This is a genomic window from Micromonospora polyrhachis, assembly GCF_014203835.1.
Classification (GTDB): domain Bacteria; phylum Actinomycetota; class Actinomycetes; order Mycobacteriales; family Micromonosporaceae; genus Micromonospora_H; species Micromonospora_H polyrhachis.
The window spans coordinates 3,612,797-3,632,869 of the sequence record NZ_JACHJW010000001.1 but is presented as its reverse complement, the minus strand read 5'-3'; the positions used below and the strand labels follow the sequence as shown (position 1 = coordinate 3,632,869).

The window sequence follows — 20,073 nt, the reverse complement described above, 5'->3', positions numbered from 1 at the left end:
GGTAATCTCCGTGCATCACGTGTCTACCGGGGTGAATGGCCGAACTGTGACAGGGCTGTCGTACCAGGGTCGGAGTGTCGTCGGACGGATTGCCGGGGCGACGCTGGCCGCCGTCGTCGGCGTCTCCACCGCCCTCGCCGGGCCGGCTCCAGCACTCGCTTCGGCCCTCGGGCTCACACCAACACAACACACCTCGGCCCTCGGACTCACACCAACACAACACACCTCGGCCCTCGGACTCACGCCAACACAACACACCTCGGCCCTCGGGCTCACACCGGCTGAGCCGGTGGGCATGCCGGTGCGTACCGAATCGGTCCGCGAACAGCAGTGGCAGCTCGACAAGCTGGATGCCAAGGCCGCGTGGCGGATGTCGACCGGGCAGGGGGTCACCGTGGCCGTGATCGACTCCGGTGTGGACGCCTCGCATCCCGATCTGGCCGGTCAGGTGCTACCCGGCATCGACCTGGTGGATCCGTCCGGAGGCGACGGCCGGTCCGACCCGGTGGGGCACGGTACGACCGTGGCCGCACTCATCGCCGGCCGGGCCGACGACAAGCGCGGAGTGGTGGGGCTGGCGCCGAAGGCCAAGATCCTTCCGGTGCGGGTGTTGGACGAGAAGAACCGTTACGACGACGCGCTGATCGTCGCCAAGGGGGTGCTCTGGGCGGTCAACCACGGGGCCCAAGTGATCAACCTGTCGCTGGGCGGCTCCGGGGACAGCGCGGCGTTGGCCGCCGCCCTCGACTATGCGTTCGCTCGGAACGTGGTCGTCATCGCCTGCACCGGTAACCTGACGACATCCTCGAACAGCACGGTGTGGTACCCAGCCCGCGAACCAGGTGTGATCGCGGTGGCCGGCCTGGAGAGCGACACCGACCGGCTCTGGTCCGGCTCGATCACCGGCTCCGAGACCGTACTGACCGCACCGGCGACCGGGCTGACCGGTGCCCGACCCGGCGGCTACTGGCGGGTGCAGGGCACCAGCTTCGCCGCCCCCCTGGTGGCCGCATCGGCGGCGCTGTTGCGGGCCAAGTGGCCCGACATGTCGGCGGGCAGTGTGGTGAGCCGGCTCGTCGAGACCGCCCGCGACCTGGGGCCCGCCGGCCGCGATGACCGCTTCGGCTTCGGCCTGGTCGACCCGGTTGCCGCGCTGAGTGGTGAGGTTGCCAAGCAGGCCCGCAACCCGCTCGACGACAATTTGTCCCCCGGCGTGTCGGGCTTCGGCCGAGCCCCACACATGGAGACGTCGCTCGAACCCACCCAGCGTCAGCCGGACCAACTCGGCATGCCGGGGCCGGCCAACCAGCACAGTTGGGCGGCTCGACCGGCAGGTTCCACCGCCGGGCAGACCCCGGAACGGTTCTGGGGCGGCGGCGCGCTCTTCGTCGCCCTGCTCCTCGGCAGCGTCCTGGTACTCCGCCGATCCCGCCGCTCGACGAACCGAGGTCGTCCGGCGAGACGCTGACCCGGGTCAGGTGCAGTTGCCGGTCCCCGTGCCGGCGGTGCGTGCGGTGCCCGCCTCGGCGACCGATTTCGCCTCGTCTGCCGTGACCGCGAAGCCGGTGTTCGGGTCGTCCGCCGCCGCCGCGAAGATCACGCCAAGCACCTGGCCGTTGGGTGCGACCAGCGGACCGCCCGAGTTGCCGCTACGGACCAGGGCGCGAATCGTGTAGATCTCCCGGGTCACGTTGCCGGACTCGTAGATGTCCGGCCCGGTGATCTCGTCTACGTCCCGAACCCGCGCGGACTGCGCGTTGTACGGGCCGTCGAGCGGGAAGCCGAGCACGATGGCATCCGCCTCGATCGGTGCCGGGCGGGACGCGAACCGCATCACCGGCGCCGACAGGCCCGGAACATAGATCACGGCCAGATCGCGGTCCGGGTCGTAGACGACCACCCGGCCGCTGTGCCGCTGGCCGTCCAGTTCGACGGAGACGGTCCGGGTGCCGGCAACCACGTGCGCGTTGGTCATGACCCGGTCCTGCGAGTAGACGAAGCCCGAACCCTCGATCCGACGCGAACAGCTCGGCGCGGCGCCGAGCACCTTGACCACCGACCGTCGCCCGTTGGCCACCACCGGCGAACCTGCCAGCGCCGGGTCGGGCGGGGCGACCTCCCGGGCCCGGGTCGGTGTCAGCCCCTCGAAGACGTTCGGGAAGCCATTGGTGTCGACGGTGTCCCGCAACGCATCGGACAACGCCTGCGCCTGGGCGGGCAGCACCCGGTCCACCGTGGTCAACAGGGCGCTGTTGCGTACCGAACTGGCCAACCAGGGCAGCGACGAGGAGCCCAGCGGGACAGCCACCAGCCAGGCGACAAGCAGTACCGCGACCAGTGACACGAACGCGCCACCAACGTCGTCGATCTTACGACCGGTACGACTGGTGATCGCGTGTCGCAGATGCGAGCCGATCCAGCCGGCCAACGCCTGACCGAGCACCGCCAAGCCGAAGATCGTAATGAGCGCCACGACCACCCGGGCGGAGGGCCCGGTGAACTGTTGGGCGATCAGCGGGCCGAGTTGCAGACCAATCAGCGCACCAAGGAAGAACCCGCTGAAGGACAGTACGCCAATGACAAAACCCTGGCGATAGCCGCTGATCGCGAAGAGCAGCATGAGCAGGAGCAGGACGACATCCACCGCGGACACGGGTCCAGGGTACGGGGGAACCATCGGCCGGGCTCGGCTCGTGTCCAACCGGCTAGCTCATGTCTGCCGGAAGCAGTCGATCCGCAGGTGCTGTCGAGCGGAAGAACGCCTCCGGCGGCGCTCCGGTCTGCCGGCTGCTCGGTCAGGGCAGCGGACCGGCGACGTGGTCGATCTCGCCGGCCGTACCGTTCGCGCCGATGGCCGTGCCGTTCGCGCCAGCGAGCGGGGCGGTCGGGGCTGGTGGCAGCTCCACCACCCGGTCCCGGGACCACGGCTGGGCCCAGCCACCCATGTCGAGCAGCGCCGTAAGTACCCCGGCGGTGAACCCCCAGACCAGCATGCCGCGCACCTGGAAGGCGGGGCCGATCCAGCCGCTGGGATGCCGGACCCGGACCCGGTTGGCGGGGTCCACCAGCTCGGCGATGGAGAGCCGGGCGACGTGCGCAACCTCGGCCAGCTCGTGCGGATAAACCGGATGCGGATCGTGCCACCAGCCGAGGACCGGGGTGACAACGAAGTCGCTGACCGGTATCCAGAGCTGGGGCAGTTCGGCGAGCACGGTGACGCTCTCCGGGTCGAGCCCGACCTCCTCCCGGGCTTCCCGCAGTGCGGTGGCGACCGGGCCGGCATCCTCCGGGTCGGTGGCACCGCCGGGGAAGGCCGGCTCACCGGCATGTTTACGCAGGGTCGCCGCACGTTGCAGGAGCAACACGTCCGGCCCGTGTTCCGGCTGCTCACCGAGGAGCACCAGGACGGCGCTGGGTCGGCCACCGGTGCGGGGCGTACGCAGCCGGGTGAAGTGCTCGGTACGCGCCGACCTCACCTGGGTCAGCAGCGGCTCGCACCAGGCCGGCAGTTCCTGACTCACAGCGGCACCGCCACGGCGAGATGCCGCTCGACAAGCTCGGCCAGCGACGCGTCGTCCAGGGCACCGGAGGTGTCCACGTGCCGAACCCGCCCCTGCCCGTCCACGAAGACGGTGATCGGCAGCACGGCCCGCGCCAGTTCCAGCTGTATCAGCTTCAGCCGTACCTTCCCCTCCTGGTCGAAGATGTTGGGAAAGCTCAGCTTGAGTTCCTTGGCGAGCGCGGCCGCCGTGCCGCGATCGTCGGTGGTGTTCATGCCGATCACGTGTATCCGACCATCGGACCGGTCGGCGAGTCGCTGGAAGACCGGCAGTTCCTTACGGCACGGCGGGCACCAGGACGCCCAAAAGTTGATCACGGCTGGCCCGCGGATCGCCGCGACCGGCACCTCCGTCCCACCGGTGGAGCAGGGCAGTCGTACGTCAGGTAGCGCCGTCGCCGACCCGGACGCCGGCAACGCGGCCGACCCAGCGGATGGCGGGGCCGACCCAGCCACAGGCGACGCGGCCGACCCGGCCGATGGAGGCACGGTCGACCCGGCCGGTGGCGTGGTCAGCGCGGAACATTCGGCGAACGGGGCGACGACGACGGTCGGTTCGGGTGTCTCCTGGTCGGCGGCGTTGGTGCACGCGGCACCGAGCAGCAGCGACGGCAGCAGGACCAGCCCACTGAGGCGACGGTTCACTGCACCTCCACGTCGCCGACGGGCGTGGGAAGCGGGACCGTCTCGACCAGGAAAGTCCCGACCGGGTCAGACTCCACCGGGACAGTCCCAACCGGGTCAGACTCCACCCGTGTCGGATCGGGAGCCGGCGCTGCCGGGGCCGGCACCAGGTCGGGTTCGATCCCGGCCTGTGCCGCCAGGTCCCGGGCTCGGGGGCCCTTCAGCAGTCGGGCGGCGGCCGGTGCCGTCGTCGGGCCGAGTCCGTAGGAGGGGCAGAGTCGGGCCAGCGTGCACGCCCCACAGGCCGGCGTACGGGCGTGGCACACCCGCCGACCATGGAAGATCACCCGGTGGGAGAGCATGGTCCAGTCCCGCCGCTCGAACATCGCCCCGACGGCATGTTCGATCTTGACCGGATCGGTCTCTGCCGTCCAGCCCCAGCGCTGCACCAGCCGCTGGAAGTGGGTGTCGACGGTGATGCCGGGCACGCCGAACGCGTTACCGAGGATGACGTTGGCCGTCTTGCGCCCGATGCCGGGCAGGGTCACCAGGTCGGCCAGCCGGCCCGGCACCTGTCCGTCGTACCGCTCGACGAGCTGCCGACCCAGGTTGATCAACGAGGTGGCCTTGTTCCGGTAGAAACCGGTCGGGTGGATCAGGTCCTCCAACTCGGCCCGGTCGGCGGCGGCATAGTCGGCGGCGGCGGGATAGCGCGCGAAAAGCTTGGGCGTGACCTCGTTGACCTTCTTGTCAGTGCACTGCGCGGAGAGGATCGTGGCCACCGCGAGCTGCAACGGCCCGTCGTGGTCGAGTTCGCAGTGCGCGTCCGGGTGCGTCTCCGCCAGTGTCCGACCCATCCGGCGGGCTCGACGCGTACGGCCCAGCTCGGTCTCCCCGTCGCCGGGCTTCTTCCTCGCACTCACGCCGGCCAGCCTACGTCGGCCCGGCGTGGAACGGTCCCGCCGCCGGCTCGGTCGTCGACCGCCGGATCAACCCTGTAGCCGGCCTGGTCGATGGCCTGCGCCTCGGTGCACGACCGGTCGGCCGCCAGCTCAGTTCGCCGCCGGCGGAGTGATCTTGCCGGTCGCGTCGAATTCTGCGCCGGTGGTCGGGAAGTCCGACTTGGTCAGCCCCTGGACCAGTTCCAAACCGCGGTGGTCGTCGTCCATGGTCGGCTTACCGGTGCCGTTCATGTACGTCGAGATGAACTCGCCGCCAGCCCAGCTACCGTCCGCAGCCAACTGGACCTTCAGGATCGCCCCGAGGCCGAGCCGCCCTCTGTTGCTGAGGGAGCCGCCGCCGCCCGCGAAGTTGCCGAGGCTGTAGGCGATGAGCCTGCCCTTGTAGAACTCCATCCCGCGCATCACGTGCGGCCCATGCCCGATGATCAAATCGGCCCCGGCGTCGATCATGGCCCGGGAGAACTTCACCGGATCGCCCCGGTTCTCGCCGAGGAACAGCTCCGTACCCGGCTTGACCCGGGTCATCGCGGACCCCTCGGCACCCATGTGTGCCTGGACGACGACCAGGTCGGCCATGGTCGCCGCCTTCTCGACCACCTTCTTCGCACTGGCGATGTCGATCAGGCTGTTGGACCAGGCGTACGGAGAGAAGCCGGCGATCGCAACCTTGACCCCTTGGACCTCCACGAGGGTGATCTGGTCGGGCGCACCCGTGGACTTGAGCCCGTGCTCCTCCAGCGCCTGCCGGGTGTTGCGATAGCCCGCCGCCCCGAAGTCGTGCCCGTGGTTGTTGGCCTGGTTGAGCACCTGGAAGCCGGCGTCCCGCAGGTGTGCCGCGTACGACGGCGGGGCCCGGAACTGGTAGCACTGGGTGGAGTTCGGGCCGCACTTGCCCGCCCCGGTGTCATCGGTCAACGGCTCTTCCAGGTTGCCCATCACCAGGTCGGCGGCGAGCGCGGCCTTGACCGAGTCGAAGAAGCCCTTGCCGCCGTTGGCGGGCAGCCGGTCCGGCGCGTTGCCCATGATGATGTCGCCGGTCGCCGACAGGGAAATGACCTTCGACGTCGGCCCCGCGCTGGGCGTAGCCGACCCCGTGGGACCAGCGGACCCGCCGCTGTGCCACTGCGGGCGGGCCTCGTCGTCGCCGACGTACCGGATTACCGCGACGCCGCCCAGCCCGACCCCGAGTAGCACGACAAGCACGGCGAAGGCGGCCAGCCAGCCCCGTCGGGCAGGGCGGCGCGGACGCTCGTCAACGTGAGGGGGATTCTGGTCGCGCATCGCCGCGAACCCTACCTGGCTTTACCGGTGGGTAGCGCCCGCCGTTCGGCCGATACGTCGACCTGGTCACGGCGGTCCTGCCGTACCGACCACGGGACGACGGACTCCCCGCCACCGGCGCGTACCGCCGCGTGGCTGGCGCGGGCCAGTGGTGCGCCCCAGCGGGAGCGGGGGCCACCGTATTGCGCCGCCGGGCCATCGACCGGGCAGAGGACGGTGACCGCGTCGGTAGCCGTACCGGTGGCGGCCAGGCCCAGTTCCCAGATGGCCTGCGCCTTGGCTTCGGTGATCGTGGCGACCGCGTTGACCAGAGCGGCGTCACTTAGACGTACCGGGACAAAGGCCACGATGTTCACCGTACCCACTCGTTCCGCCTCGGGATCGGGCATCAGTGACGAAGCTGCCCAGAGTGGGGTACCCAGGCCGACGGTAGCCCATACGCGTACGCCGTCGTCGGTCCGGGCCACCACCTCGGCGACGTCCACGCCGGTGAGCAGCCCGATGCCGGGTCCGCGTCCGCGCAGGTCGAGCTGGTCGGCCAGCTCCGCCAGGTGGTTCTCCGGGTCATCCCGCCAGTACGACATCGGCACGGTCGCGTTGACCACCCAGTTACGCACGCCGATGCCGCCACCCAGCGGAGCGGAACTGATCGCGTACAGCGGCCGGTCGGCCCGCCACACGAGCAGTGGAGTCTCCCGCCCGTCCTCGTGGCGGAAGGTCAATGTGGGGTCGGACAGCACCCGGCGAGCGTACGGTTGAGGCGAAAACCGTCGACCATCAAGGCCAGCCGGAGCGGGAACGAGCGATGTTAAACGTCTCCGAGGTCGCTCGGGTTACGCCGCCGACCCAAGATTCCAGGGGTGGGCCTCCGATTCTGGCTGACCTGCGCCTAGACTTGTCGGCGCGCGACGGATCACCGGCTGGCGGACCCGGCCGACAGGCGGCACGCGTAGGTCGGAGGTACGCGATGGACGAGGTACTGGCTCGCAGCGGAATCTTCCAGGGCGTGGACCCGGAAGCAGCCGAGGCGCTCGCCAAGGAGATGGAGACGCTCGAAGTCCGCAAGGGCGAGATCGTCTTCAACGAGGGCGAGCCTGGCGACAGTCTCTACATCCTGCTGAGCGGCAAGATCAAGGTGGGCCGACGGGCCGCCGACGGCCGGCAGAACCTGATCGCCGTCATGGGCCCCTCCGACATGGTCGGTGAGCTCTCGCTCTTCGATCCCGGGCCGCGCACGGCGACCGCGACCGCGGTGACCGACACCCGGCTCGTCCGGCTCCGTAAGCAGGCGCTGCGGCCGTGGCTCAACAACCGGCCCGAGATCGCCGAGCAGCTACTGCGGGTACTCGCCCGCCGGCTGCGCCGGACCAACGACTCCCTGGCCGACCTGATCTTCACCGACGTCCCCGGCCGGGTGGCGAAGAACCTGCTCCAGATGGCCGGTCGGTTCGGCACCCGGGACGGCGGCGTGCTGCGGGTGACCCACGACCTCACCCAGGAGGAGATCGCCCAGCTCGTCGGCGCCTCCCGGGAGACGGTCAACAAGGCACTGGCCGACTTCGCCTCCCGGGGCTGGCTGCGGCTCGACGGCAAGAGCATCATCATCCTCGACCCGGAGCGACTGGCCCGGCGCGCCCGGGTCTGACCCGGCTCAGGACCAAGTTCACCACAGGTCCGTGTAATCAGGGACCGACTCACGCACGGCGGCGAGTCGGTCCCTGATCGCGCGGACCTTGTCGTTTTCCGAAAGTGGTTCGGCCAGTCCGGTCGGCGTCGGTCGGCATCGCCCCGGACAGTCCCGGACCGGGTACGGCGATCACCGGGACCGGGTCCGGCCCGATCGTCGTACGCCCGTCCACGGTCGGTCGTACCACGGGACGAAGCGGGACCGCTCTGGCGGGACGGAACCGGACCGATCGGTACTGTCCCATACGACCGATCCAATTGTTTACCTGCTCGGACGGCGTTTGACTCCCATCGACCCGTTCGAAAGGAGTCAACATCATGGATCAGACCCGACGGCGTCCGCTGAGATTGTTCCTCGCCCTGGCCGGAATCCTCGCGCTGCTCGGCGTGGGTGCCGGCATCGCACAGGCGGCGGTCACGAAGAAGCCGCCCCGCAAGGTCAAGGCCAGCGTGCGATTCGACCAGGTGTCCTGGGAGAAGGTGCCGGGCCTTGGCGGCAACGTCTGCATCAAGACGAGGGTCCAGGGCACGATCAAGTACGAGTACCTCTGGGTGCTCGGCCTGCGGCCACAGCCCGGCCGGCCACAAAAGACCTTCCCGGTACTGAACAAAACGACCATCGTGGCACCCCAGGTCACCGTCTCGGCCTGGTCCAAGTGCTCCGGGTCGGGTCGCAAGGCGGTCAAGCTGAACGGGACGTCGTTCGAGCAGCGCTGGCTGAACAGCAACGAGTGCAGCATGAACGGGCTGTCGCTGAGCGCGGGAGGTTACCCCTTCGCGGCGTACATCGGTACGACGATCAACTGCGGCGAGACCCGTTTCCTCGGTCGCAAGAGCAACTTCTCCAAGAAGGACAACGACTATCGAGAATCGAACAGCAACACCAAGATCAACATAAAGTCGAGCGCGCTACAGACGAAGGGCAGCCGTGCCACCGGCGAATGGCACTGTGCCCGGTTGGAGGTCGGTGGCCGGGTGATCAAGTCGAACAAGAACGACAACTTCGGGCACGTGTTCTTCCCGTGCATCCATCTACCGGCGGAACGAAACGCCTGACCGGGAACGTTCCCGGGCCGAAGACCGACGTATCACCAGTTCCACCAGCCACTTGTCCCCCCAGCCTTCCTCCTCGAAAGGCAAGGAACCGATGAGTCGCCCACGTAAGGTCCTGCCGCTGCTGTTCGCCTCACTACTGATTGCCGGTGCGCTCGCCGTCGCCGGGGGGATGGCGAGCGCCTCGTCCCGCTCCGTGTCACCCCCCAAGAAGAACGTGAAGGTCACCATCGCCTATCCCCTGAACGGCGTCGACGGCGACAAGGACGAAGACGAGAAGACACCGACCACTTGTGCCGACGACGAGGCAGAGAAGAACGACAAAACCGAAGAGAATGCCGGCGACACCACAGGAGAGGAGAACACCACCGGAGACGGGGACGACAGCGAGTCGACCGAATCGGATGTCGATGACACCGAGTCGGACGACACCGAAGAGCCGGATTCAGACAGCACGGAGACCGACGACACCGAAGAGCCGGATTCGGACAGCACGGAGACCGACGAGACCGGCACCGACGACACGACAGGTGACGAGTCCGAGACGGATGACTCGGACAGCACGGAGACCGACGAGTCTGATTCCGAGGGGTCGGACGAGACGGAGGAGTCGGACTCGGAGACCGAGGACTCGGAGGAGTCGGACTCGACAAAGACCGAGGACTCGGAAAGCCCGGAGAACGAGGAGTCGGGGACCGACGGCGACGACTGCGCCGACGACAAGTCGGACAGTTCGGACGACCCGGCGGACAAGGAAGACGGGGGTGACACGGATGACTGCACCGATACGGACACCGGTCCGCGACTGATCACTGTCGACCCGAAGAACGTCTCCACCAAGCCGGGTCTCGTCGAGCCGGCCGGTCCGAACCCCGGCGGGGCCGACCGGGAGAACTGCGACAGACCGTGAGGGCGCTGCTAGATCGCCACTGATCAGCGGCTGAGCGTCGGGCCGGTGAGTTGGTTCAGTCCCTTGCCCGCGAGGCAACGGAAGGTCCGCTCACCGGCCCGCAGCGAATCCTCTGGTGGCGGCAACACCTCGAAGTGCCACCCGTCAACGGTCATTCGCAGGGTGGTCGACTGGAACGTGCTGACCGCACACACCTGGCGTACCGTCGGATCGGCCTTGACAGCCCGGTAATCCGTCACGGCGACCTCGGCGGGCAGATCGCCCTCGGCGTAGCTCTCCCACGTGTGGCGGCCAGAACAGGGCACCTGCTCGGCGCGGGCCGCCGCGCCGCGTACCCCGACCGGGCCGAAACACTCCAACTCGTCGGAGCAGCGAGTGCCGTTGGGCAGGGGCACCAGACAGCCGGGCAGTGCCCCACCGGCCACGTAGGACACCATCGGAGTCGGATTCAGCGGGCTCTGCACCGCCTGCGTTGGTGACGGATCGGGCCGGGTACGGGCACCGACCGCCCAGACCCCGGCACCGACGGCGCTCGCCAGGGCGACCATCCCGACCCCGCCGAGGAACCAGCCCAGGGCACGACGACGTGGGGCCGGCGTACCGGTCCCACCGACCGGGCCGGGCTGGCTCGTACCGGTCGACGTCGGATCGGCGTACCCGGTAGGCGAGTGGGTGCCGGACAGGGCGACACCACCGCCCGGTCTGGCGCTCCCCGACGCTTCGGCACCGGGCCAACCCGAGACCGGCCCCGACGGAGCCGGCGGAGGCCACCCGTAGTACGGCGGAACCGCCCCACCGGCAGACGGCCCGAGCGGGACTGCGGCCAGCAGGTCCCGGAGGTGGTCGGCGGTGGGGCGGGCGCCCGGATCGTTGGCCATCCCGGCCCGCAGCACCCCGGTCAACGCCGACGGAACATCCGGCAGCTCGGGAATGGGCTGGCTGAACAGCTCCAGCAGCATCAGCAGGCTGGGATCACGGTCGTTCTGCCAGCGTGGCGGTTTACCCTGCATGAGCGCATAGAGAGTGGCGCAGAGCGCGTACACGTCGACAGCAGGCGACGGCGGGTTATGCCGGAACGCCTCCGGTGCGGCGTACGCCGGGGTGAGCACCTCCAGGCTGACCGAGGCGTCCCGCACCTCGCCCAGTACGGCCAGTCCGAAGTCGGCCAACACCGCCGGATTGAAGTGGGAGTGCAGGATGTTGGCCGGCTTCACGTCTCGGTGCAGCACCCCGGCGGCGTGCGAGTGGGCCAACGCATCCGCGATCTTGACACCAAGGTCGCGGGTCTCGACCGCGTCCAACGGGGAGGTCCGCATCCGTTCCGCGTACGACCCGTCGCAGAGCTCCATGATCAGGTAGGGGTGCTGGTCGGTGGTGACACCGACGTCGAAGAGGTCCACGACGTGCGGGTGCGAGGACATCCGACCGGCGGCCCGCGCCTCGCGCAGGAACCGTTGCTGGTCGCGTTCGCTGTCCAGCGTCCGGTTCTCCACCTTGACCGCGACCTCACGGCCGACGGATTTCTGCACAGCACTGAACACGGTGGCGTAGCCGCCCCGGGCAAAGACCTTCAAGTCCGTCAGACCGGGCACTTCTGGCAGCGGCAACGCGCCTGGCGGGGTGTCGGTCACAGCTACGAAAATACCGAAGCGCTCTGACGAATCATCGCCCCGCATCAGCCACCGGCCGCCGACGCTGCTCGAACCAGAGTGCCGCCCCGGTGACGACCGCTCCCAGGCCCTCCCACAACGCCACGCCGACGAACCCGTCAGGCGCGGTCTCCGTCAGCACAAGCAGTGTGAAGACGACGCAGGTGAGCAGCCGGAGCGGCACGGTGAACCAGAAGAACGGTCGCCAATCGGTGGCGGCGGCAACCAGGTAGTAGACACCCATGTTGATCGCGGCCATCGACGAGGCGGCCATGAAGGTGCGGGTGTGGTCGCCGGCCACCCGGGCGCCGGGCTCGACCGCTTCGAAGCCGAGCAGGGCGAGCAGCGTCTCCGGCCAGACCAACCCGACAACGCCGAGCAGGAGAGCCAGGCCGCCGAAGACCGCGATCGTCCAGCCAGGGACGGAGCGTGGCCACTTCATCTGTCTCCTCCGCTGGTCCGGCATTGTCCCGTCAGGCCGCTGGCAGCATCCCTTGAGGACGGCGGAGCGATCTCCCGGTCGGACCTACGCTAGTGGCCGGAACGGCAGAGCCACATCCCCGGAATCGGCAACACCGGCACCAGAATCGGCAGCACCGGCAACTCCAGCACCAGAATCGGCAGCCTCGGCAACGTCAGCACCAGAATCGGCAGCGTCATCCAGGGCCGCCAGCTTTCCGGTCATCCGGGCCAGCAGCGCGTCCGCCCCGGCCCGCTCACTGGTCTGCTCGGTCGAGTACGCCAGTCGTACCGCCTCCTCGGCGGCGGCGAACGCCTCCTCGGGCTGCCCCACCGCAGCCAACGCCTCGGCAAGGGCCTCGGCGGCGATCACCTGGCTACGGACGTCCTCGGTGGGGACGTCGACCGCCCGGCGGGCCCAGTCCAGCGCCTGGACGTGCTGCCCGTCGGCGAGCAGCGCCGACGCGTAGCGGGCCAGCGCCTGCCGTCGGGAGAAGAGCAACGACGGGGTCGCCCGCGCGGTGGCCACCGGGGCCAGCAGGCCCACGGCGGTACCGGCGTCACCGGCCTGGAGCCGGGCCGTAGCGAGCAGCACCCGAGGCCCCACCTGCACCGGAGCCAACGCGTTGTGCGGCTCGACCGCAGCGAGCACCGCGCGGGCGTCCCGCTCGGCCTCGGCCACGTCACCCCGGTCCAGCGCCACGAAGCCCCGCATGGTGCCGGCGATACCGATCAGCAACGGGTGCGCGGCGCGTTCGCCGTACGTCGACGCGTCGGCGAGCAGGTCGGCGGCGTGCTCCGGTTCGCCCAGCCCACGGGCGATCACCCCCCGTACGACCAGCGCGAAGCCCTGTCCCCAGTCGTCGTCGGCGGCAGCGAACTCCCGGTAGGCCCGGCGGGCCTCCCGATCCGCCTCGGCCAGGTCGCCCAGTTCGGCGGCGGCGAACGCCTCGACAGCCCGTAGCGTGCCCACCGCCCAGGCCTCGCCGACCTTCTCACCGAACGGCAGGAAGACCCCGGCCAGCCGGCGGGCCTCCCGGAGCCGGCCAGCCAGCAACCGGGCGAAGGCGGTGGTACCGCGTAGCCAGGCCCGCCCGATCGGGTCACCGAGTTCGGCGAAGAGCCGCGCCGCCCGGCCGAGCACCGCGTCCGTACCGGCGAAGTCGCCCCGGGTGGTGGTCACCCAGGCCAGGTTCTGCAGCGACCAGGCCTGACCGCGCTGGTCTCCGACCATCAGGCTGACCTGGTAGGCGGCGGCTAGCCGGCTGCTCGCCTGGGCCAGCCGGCCGCCGACGAAGTCGGCCATGCCGAGCCGGCGCATCGCCGAGGCCCGCAACGCCGGCAGGCTGCCCTCGGTGGCGACCTGCAACGCCTCCTGCCAACTGCTCTCCGAACGCTGCCGATCACCCAGCGCCTGGTACGCCTGCCCGACCACCAGCAGCGCAGCGGCCTGGACACCCGCGTCGTCCCCGGCGTTGGCACCGATCTTCTCGGCATAGTCCAGTGACTCGGTGGACCGACCGACCTGAAGCAGGGCTCGGGCATGCACCAGCCGATCGGTGGCGGGAACGCTCTCCCCGCCCAGCGCGGCGGCCCGCTCGGCGTACTCGACGGCCGCCGCCGGCTCACCCGCCGCGATGGCCCGTTGGGCGGAGCGGCCCAGCGCGGCGACCCCCAGCGGGGCGACCGTACGCGCCATCGCGTCGGGGCGCAGGCCGACCGCGTCGGCGAGCGCGGTGGCCTTCTCGACGTGTTCGGCGACGAAGGCGTCCCGGTCCGCGTCGGACATGCCGAGCGCGGGTGCCCCCCCGCCGGCGAGCAGTGCCGAGGCCCCCTCGGCGGGCGGGGCCGCCCACCGGGCCAGTGCCGCGTGTCGCTCGGCGAGGTCGGCCTTGCCGACCCCGGCGTACGCGGCCTCGCGCATCAACGGGGTGGCGAAGACGTACCCGGTCCGGTTGCGGTGCAGCATGCGTCGCTGCATCAGTTCCTCGACGGCGCGTTCCAGTTCGACGGCGACCACTGCCGTGGGTCGGCCGTCCCGCCCGGCCCGGCGCTCCCGCAGTGCGGCGAGTGTTCCGGCGGGGATCGTGTCACCGACCACGGCGGCGTCGCGCAGCACCGATCGGGCCTCGGAGGGCAGCGCGTCGATCCGGGCGGCGAGCACCGCGGCGAGGTCCCGCGAAAGCAGCCGGCTGCCCAACGAGCCGGGGACCAACCGCCAACTGCACTTCGTCGACGCCTGGTCCGGGCCACCGCCGGCCGCTCGCTCGGCGGTCGCCGGGCCTCGTTCGCTCACCGTGGTCAACGCCCCGCGCTCCATCAGGAGCGTGACGAGTTCAGCGAGGTAGAAGGGGTTGCCCTGGGCGGTGGCGAGCAGCCGGTCGACGTCGGCCTGGGACAGCTTCCCCCCGCTCAGGTAGGTGGTCAGCAGCCGGGCCGCGTCCGCACCCCGCAGCGGTGGCAGGGCATGCACCTCGGCGTCAGAGACCCGGGTCAAGGCCCCGGCTGTACGGACCAGTTCCGGACGGCCCAGCAACAGCACCAGGACCGGCCCGACCAGTCGGGACAGCGTCACGCCCAACGCGTCAACGGTCTCCGGGGTGGCGTCGTGCAGGTCGTCGACGATGACCATCAGTGGCGACTCGGCGGCGAGCCCGCTGAGCAGCTCGGCGACCGCGGTGGGCAGCGCGTCGGCGGCGGGGGCGGGATTGTTCGCCGTCCACTCGGTGCTGTCGGTCGGGGCACCGTGGGTCGACGGCAGGTCTCCGTAGCCGAGCAGGGCCAGCAGCAGATCGGTGGCGATCGGTGTCGCGTCGGGCCGGGACCGGCCCAGCCGCTGGCCGAGGCGGCGCAGCCGTTCCTCGACCACCGGTCGGGTGACGGCGGTGGCCGAGTCGCTGGGCAGGCCCACTGCCGCCCGGACCAGGTCGGCCAGGGGTGCCAACCGACGTCGCTCACCGAAGGCCGCGCAGCGTACGGAGAGCACCCGGGCACCGGCGTGGGTCGCGTATCGGCCGGCGCCCACCTCGTATCCGGCGGCCAGCCGTTCGACCTCGGCGGCGAACCGGGACTTGCCGATGCCGGCCTCGGCGGTCATCAGCACCACCCTCGGCTCGGACCGGTCGATGACCTCGGCGAGTCGTCCGGCGATCCGCCCGATCTCGGTCTCCCGGCCCACGAAGGGAGCCTCGTCGCCCAGGCCGGAGCGGGTTCCCGGCGCGTCGAGCAGGCCCAGCAGTTCGTACGCCTCGACCGGCTCGCGCTTGCCCTTGAGCCGCAACGGCCGCAGTTGTCGCCAGGACGCCACCCGTCGGGTCGCGGCGGCGGTGGTGGCCCCGGCGTAGACGGCCCCGATGGCGGCGGCGTCGGCGAGCCGGGCGGCGGTGTTGACCGTGTCGCCGATGACGGTGTATTCGATCGCGGCCTGGATCCCGGCGACCACGTCACCGGTGTTCAGGCCGACCCGCAGCCCGAGTGGGGCACCTCCGCCACGTTCGTCGTCGAGGACTCGCCGTACGGCGCGTTGCATGGAGAGCGCGGCCCGGACGGCCCGCTCGGCGTCGTCCTCGTGGGCGACCGGGGCACCGAAGACCGCCATGATCCCGTCTCCGGTGAGCTTGTCGACGTGCCCGCCGAAGGTCTTCACCGCGCCGGCGAGGGCGGCGAGCACCCGGTCGGTGACCGCACCCACGCGTTCCGGGTCCAGGTCCTCGGACCAGGAGGTGAAGTCGGACAGATCACCGAAGAGCACCGTTACCACCCGGCGCTCGGCCTTCGGTAGCGTCGCCGCAGCAGGCAGCGCGGCACCACAGTTGTGGCAGAAACGCGCGCCGGGCACGGCGACGGTTCCACACACCGGACAGGTCACGGTGTTTCCAACCCACCGGACCCGGGATCCGATTCCCGGCTCTCCCGCCTGTTCTCCCGCCCGTTCTCGCGTTCGTTCTCGCGCCCGTTCTCGCGTTCGTTCTCTCGGCTGTCTTCCTGTTCGAGATGAGCCAACTGGGCCCGGACCGACCATTCGGCCGCCGGCCAGAGCGAGCGGTCGACCTCGGCGTAGACCAGCGCCAACACCTCGGCCGGGCTGCTCGCCCCCTGTGCCACCGCCTGCCGTACCTGGTCGAGCCGGGCCTGCCGGTGGGCCAGGTAGTAGCGCGCCGCCGCCGCGCAGTCGGCCAGGGGCGGCCCGTGCCCCGGCAGGGCCGGAATCCCCTCGTACGCGGTGAGCGCGCCCAGGCTGGTCAGGTAGTCGCCCAGGTCGCCGTCGGGCCAGGCGACCACGGTCGTGCCGCGCCCGAGGATGGTGTCGCCGGTGAGGACCGCCTGTCCACCGTCACCGCCGACGAGCAGGCAGACCGAGTCGGCGGTGTGGCCGGGCGTAGGCAGTAGTTCGATGTCCAGGCCGAATCCGCGCAGATCCGCGTCGGAGTGCAGTGGTTCGCCACCGATGCAGAGCGCCGGGTCAGCGGCGCGTACGGGGACACCGCCGAGCAGGTCGGCGCAGCGACGGACCCCCTCGACGTGGTCGGGATGGCCATGGGTGATCAGGATCAGCCCGACGGGCCCGTACGACGCGATCTCGGCCAGGTGCCGCTCGTCGTCCGGCCCCGGGTCGACGACGACCGCGGGGTGCCCGGCTGCGGTCCGCAGGAGCCAGGTATTGGTGCCGTCCAGGGTCATCGGGCCGGGGTTGGGAGCGCGGAGCAGGGTCGCCCAACCCGGTAGCTGGTCGGCCAACGCCGCCGCCGGCGTGGTCAGGTGCCCCGTCATGGCTGCTGCCCCGTCATGGCTGCGATGGTACGACCAGTACGGCGGCTGCGGCCGGCCACCGCTGTCCGGAGTGACGCCTCCCGGCCTGACGTGCTGCCTTCCAGCGGGGTGATGCCCTCCCCGGTCTGGAGTGACGCCTCGTCAGCGGGGTGACGCCACCCCGGATGGATGTCGGGGCGGTACGTCAGCCGACCTCGACGATGATCTCGACCTCGACCGGTGCGTCCAGGGGCAACTCGGCCACCCCGACGGCGCTGCGCGCGTGCCGGCCAGCCTCGCCGAATACCGCGCCGAGGAGGTCGGAGGCTCCGTTGATCACGCCGGGCTGGCCGGTGAATCCCTCGGCCGAGGCGACGAATCCGGTCACCTTAACGATCTTGACGACATTCTCCAGGCCCACCAGTGAGTCGACGGCGGCCAACGCGTTGAGCGCACAGCGTGCGGCCAGGTCCTTCGCCTGCTCGGCGGAGACCCCCGCGCCCACCTTGCCGGTGGCCAGCAGCTTGCCGTCGGCCATCGGTAGTTGCCCGGAAACGTAGACGTGATTGCCGGACTGCACGGCCGGTACGTAGCTGGCCACCGGCGGCACCACCTCTGGCAGGCTCAGCCCCAACTCGGCAAGCTTGGCCTGCGGGCCGCCCGTCATGGCTTCGGCCGCTTGAAATACGCGACCAACTGGTCCGGGTTGGGGCCCGGTACCACGGCCACCAACTCCCAGCCGTCCTCACCCCAGTTGTCGAGAATCTGCTTGGTCGCGTGCACCAGCAACGGCACGGTCGCGTACTCCCACTTCGTCATGTCGCTCAGCCTAACTATCGCTCCGGCAGGTTCGACTTACCGCCCGTCCCACTGTCGGGGGACCGAGCCGCTGTCCGGCCCCGGGTCCACTGGCTCGCAGCGCCCACTGTGCTCGAACCGCCTCGGACAGCGGGTCCGATCTGGCAGTAGGCGGTCGCAGAAGACCCGGTGCCGGTTGTTCTGGTCGTCTGCGATGGAGACGGTGGTCTCGCCCGGATCGAGTTCCGGCAGGAAAGCCAGCGAGCCGGCCACGGTGTAGGCCAGTCGGGCGGCCGTTTCCAGATCGTTGACGTGTATCGGCAGGTGGATCACGAAGCCGGACTCGTCCTCCTGCTGATCACAGCTGGCCAGGGCCGCTGGTCGTACCGACGTCTCGGCGGGTGCCGGTGTCTCGGTGGCGGCGGGTGCCGGCGTCTCGCCGGTGGCGGGTGCCGGTGACCCTGGATCCGGAGGTCGACGGTAGGGCCGCTCGTTGATCGGCCCGACGATGCCAGTCGGCCCGACAGCGCCGGTCGACCCGGCGGTGCCCACCGTCCCCGCCCGATGAATCGAACCGACATCGGCTGCCACGCCCGGTACCCGCAGCGATTGCCATCGCTCCCTCGTTTCGAGGTGTGTGCGCGCGTAGTTGTCCGCGTGGTCACGCATGCGTGCCTCCGGCGTCGTAGCGGGCTGAGGTGCCGGCACCCCGACCGTGGTACCGGCCATCAGGACCGGGCCTGACCGGCCGGTTCCCGTTGGCGACGACAGTAAGCACATGCTCCTAGGATCACAACATGACGCGCTGCTGTGGTCACATACTGTCACGATCATGATCGATCCACGGAGGGATCGGGCGCTCTACCGCCAACTCGCCGACCTGCTGCGCGAGCAGATCGACAGCGGCGAACTCCCGCCCGGCTCGCCACTGCCCTCCGAAACGACCCTCGCGCAAACCCACGGGCTGGCCCGGCCGGCGGTCCGGCAGGCGATCGCACTGTTACGCGCCGAAGGGCTGGTGACCACCTCGCGCGGCTACGGGACCCGGGTACGCGAACAGGTCGAACGAACGCCACTGGAGCTTCCCGCGAGCAGCTTCGCCATCGCTCGCATGCCGTCCGACGCCGAGCGTCTCGAACACGACCTGGACGACGGGGTGCCGGTGTTGGAGATCCAACTGCCCGACGGCAGTACCAGCGTCCATCCCGGGGATCGGATACGCCTGACGCGGCCCTAGCGCGTGGGAGCTACCCTCACCGTCGAGCGGGCACGTATGCTCTCTCGTCACGTCCAGTACAGCACCACCCTACGCACGGGCCACGCGCACCGAGGTGAACGGGGGAGATCGATGACTCAGCCGCCCAACGACGGCGCGGGCCAACCACAGGGCAGCCAGCCGCCGTACGAGGATCCGACCCGACCCTCCGCGCCGACGAATCCGGCCGAGCCCACCGCCGCGCTCCCGACCACCCCGTTCCCGGCCCAGCCGGGAGCCGTTCCGGAGCCACCTACGCAGCCGATACCGGGTCAACCAATGCCCGGGCAGCCGTATCCGGCACAGCCCTACTCGGCACAGCCCATGTCCGGGCAGCCCTACCCGACACAGCCGGTCTCCGGGCAGCCCTACCCGACACAGCCCTTCGCAACCCAGCCGGTGTCCGGGCAGCCAGTGTCCGGCGGCCACCCGATGTCCGGCCACCCGATGTCCGGGCAGCCGGTGTCCGGTCAGCCGTACCCGGCGCAGCCCGTTCCGGGTCAGCCGTACCCGGGCCAGCCCGTGCCGGGCCAGCCGATGCCCGGACAGCAGGCCTTCCCCGGCCAGCCGATGCCCGGCCAGCCGCAGTTCCCGGACCTGCCACCCGGTCAGCCGGGCTACGGCCCGCCACCGACACCGCCCAAGAAGCGCCGGGGGCTACTGATCGTCTCGATCGTCCTGGCCGTGGTGTTGGTGCTCTGCGGCGGCGGCGGCGTCGCCGCGTTCCTGATTCTGCGGGACACCCAGACCGGCACCGGTGCGGAAGCGCCCGAGGCAGCGGTCGAGAACTTCCTCGAAGCCGTATACGTCGAACGCGACGCCAAGAAGGCAGCGGAGCTGGTCTGCTCCGAAGCCCGCGACGACGAGGCGATCAAGAAGAAGGTCGACGGGATCAAGAGCCAGGTCGAGGCCAACAAGGACCCGAAGTTCCGGTGGACGCCGCTGAAGGTGGACGACAAGAACGAGGAACGGGCGATCGTCTCGACCAAGCTCACCTTGATCACCTCGGATGAGAAGATGGCCGAACAGCCATTGAAGTTCACCGTGGTAAAGAAGACCGGCTGGTGGGTGTGTGAGGTGGCCTGACC

Annotated in this window: 17 protein-coding genes and 2 pseudogenes; 6 read left to right on the top strand and 13 right to left on the bottom strand. The window is 70.2% G+C overall.

What is annotated here, in order from left to right:
• Window positions 1–46: 46 nt before the first annotated feature.
• On the top strand, window positions 47–1,468 hold the full coding sequence (mycP, locus tag FHR38_RS15820; protein WP_312882176.1) for a type VII secretion-associated serine protease mycosin: 1,422 nt from the start codon (window positions 47–49) through the stop codon (window positions 1,466–1,468).
• Window positions 1,469–1,474: 6 nt separating this feature from the next.
• Here mycP and FHR38_RS15815 read toward each other — a convergent pair whose 3' ends face one another.
• From FHR38_RS15815 to FHR38_RS15790, 6 genes and pseudogenes are all read right to left on the bottom strand, one after another.
• Window positions 1,475–2,653: a MarP family serine protease gene (locus tag FHR38_RS15815; protein ID WP_184535392.1), complete on the bottom strand. Its 1,179-nt coding sequence runs from the start codon at window positions 2,651–2,653 to the stop codon at window positions 1,475–1,477.
• A gap of 142 nt (window positions 2,654–2,795) precedes the next feature.
• Window positions 2,796–3,521, bottom strand: a complete 726-nt coding sequence (locus FHR38_RS15810) for an NUDIX hydrolase (RefSeq protein ID WP_184535391.1) — start codon at window positions 3,519–3,521, stop codon at window positions 2,796–2,798.
• Complete coding sequence (locus FHR38_RS15805) at window positions 3,518–4,204, bottom strand: redoxin domain-containing protein (protein ID WP_184535390.1); 687 nt, start codon at window positions 4,202–4,204, stop codon at window positions 3,518–3,520. The genes FHR38_RS15810 and FHR38_RS15805 overlap by 4 nt, the downstream gene beginning before the upstream one ends.
• Before the next feature lie 119 nt (window positions 4,205–4,323).
• Window positions 4,324–5,040: pseudogene (gene nth, locus FHR38_RS15800) on the bottom strand (endonuclease III); the annotation flags it as partial.
• Window positions 5,041–5,235: 195 nt separating this feature from the next.
• Window positions 5,236–6,426 (bottom strand): CapA family protein, encoded by a 1,191-nt coding sequence (locus tag FHR38_RS15795; protein ID WP_184535389.1) that lies wholly within the window; start codon window positions 6,424–6,426, stop codon window positions 5,236–5,238.
• Window positions 6,427–6,437: 11 nt separating this feature from the next.
• Window positions 6,438–7,166 carry an adenosylcobinamide amidohydrolase gene (locus FHR38_RS15790; protein ID WP_184535388.1) on the bottom strand — a complete coding sequence of 243 codons (729 nt, stop codon included), beginning with the start codon at window positions 7,164–7,166 and terminating at the stop codon, window positions 6,438–6,440.
• A 227-nt stretch (window positions 7,167–7,393) separates the two neighbouring features.
• Between FHR38_RS15790 and FHR38_RS15785 the strand changes: the two genes are divergently transcribed.
• The 3 genes from FHR38_RS15785 to FHR38_RS15775 all read left to right on the top strand — a co-directional run bounded on the left by FHR38_RS15785 (window position 7,394) and on the right by FHR38_RS15775 (window position 10,075).
• Entirely contained in the window at window positions 7,394–8,071 is a 678-nt protein-coding gene (locus FHR38_RS15785) for a Crp/Fnr family transcriptional regulator (RefSeq protein ID WP_089003062.1), read from the top strand.
• A 359-nt stretch (window positions 8,072–8,430) separates the two neighbouring features.
• Window positions 8,431–9,168, top strand: coding sequence for a hypothetical protein (locus tag FHR38_RS15780; RefSeq protein WP_184535387.1), 738 nt, complete (start codon window positions 8,431–8,433; stop codon window positions 9,166–9,168).
• A gap of 214 nt (window positions 9,169–9,382) precedes the next feature.
• On the top strand, window positions 9,383–10,075 hold the full coding sequence (locus FHR38_RS15775; RefSeq protein ID WP_184535386.1) for a hypothetical protein: 693 nt from the start codon (window positions 9,383–9,385) through the stop codon (window positions 10,073–10,075).
• A 23-nt stretch (window positions 10,076–10,098) separates the two neighbouring features.
• Here FHR38_RS15775 and FHR38_RS15770 read toward each other — a convergent pair whose 3' ends face one another.
• From FHR38_RS15770 to FHR38_RS15740, 7 genes and pseudogenes are all read right to left on the bottom strand, one after another.
• Window positions 10,099–11,706, bottom strand: a complete 1,608-nt coding sequence (locus FHR38_RS15770; protein WP_312882175.1) for a serine/threonine-protein kinase — start codon at window positions 11,704–11,706, stop codon at window positions 10,099–10,101.
• 31 nt (window positions 11,707–11,737) lie between these two features.
• Complete coding sequence (locus tag FHR38_RS15765) at window positions 11,738–12,166, bottom strand: hypothetical protein (protein ID WP_184535384.1); 429 nt, start codon at window positions 12,164–12,166, stop codon at window positions 11,738–11,740.
• A 234-nt stretch (window positions 12,167–12,400) separates the two neighbouring features.
• Window positions 12,401–16,051, bottom strand: a pseudogene (locus tag FHR38_RS15760) (adenylate/guanylate cyclase domain-containing protein); the annotation flags it as partial.
• Window positions 16,048–16,953, bottom strand: a complete 906-nt coding sequence (locus tag FHR38_RS15755) for an MBL fold metallo-hydrolase (protein ID WP_184535382.1) — start codon at window positions 16,951–16,953, stop codon at window positions 16,048–16,050. The gene FHR38_RS15755 and the pseudogene FHR38_RS15760, both read right to left, overlap by 4 nt.
• Window positions 16,954–17,137: 184 nt before the next feature.
• Window positions 17,138–17,599, bottom strand: coding sequence for a RidA family protein (locus FHR38_RS15750; protein ID WP_184535381.1), 462 nt, complete (start codon window positions 17,597–17,599; stop codon window positions 17,138–17,140).
• A complete protein-coding gene (gene sp36 / locus FHR38_RS15745) occupies window positions 17,596–17,751 on the bottom strand; it encodes a Sp36 family protein (RefSeq protein ID WP_184535380.1) in 156 nt (51 codons plus the stop codon). The genes FHR38_RS15750 and sp36 overlap by 4 nt, the downstream gene beginning before the upstream one ends.
• A 36-nt stretch (window positions 17,752–17,787) precedes the next feature.
• A complete protein-coding gene (locus tag FHR38_RS15740) occupies window positions 17,788–18,228 on the bottom strand; it encodes a hypothetical protein (RefSeq protein WP_376771482.1) in 441 nt (146 codons plus the stop codon).
• A 334-nt stretch (window positions 18,229–18,562) separates the two neighbouring features.
• On the opposite strand from FHR38_RS15740, the gene FHR38_RS15735 reads away from it, so the two are divergent.
• Complete coding sequence (locus FHR38_RS15735) at window positions 18,563–18,967, top strand: GntR family transcriptional regulator (RefSeq protein ID WP_184535379.1); 405 nt, start codon at window positions 18,563–18,565, stop codon at window positions 18,965–18,967.
• 111 nt (window positions 18,968–19,078) lie between these two features.
• The gene (locus FHR38_RS15730) at window positions 19,079–20,071 is read left to right on the top strand and encodes an Rv0361 family membrane protein (RefSeq protein ID WP_184535378.1); all 993 of its coding nucleotides are present in this window, start codon (window positions 19,079–19,081) and stop codon (window positions 20,069–20,071) included.
• Window positions 20,072–20,073 lie beyond the last annotated feature (2 nt).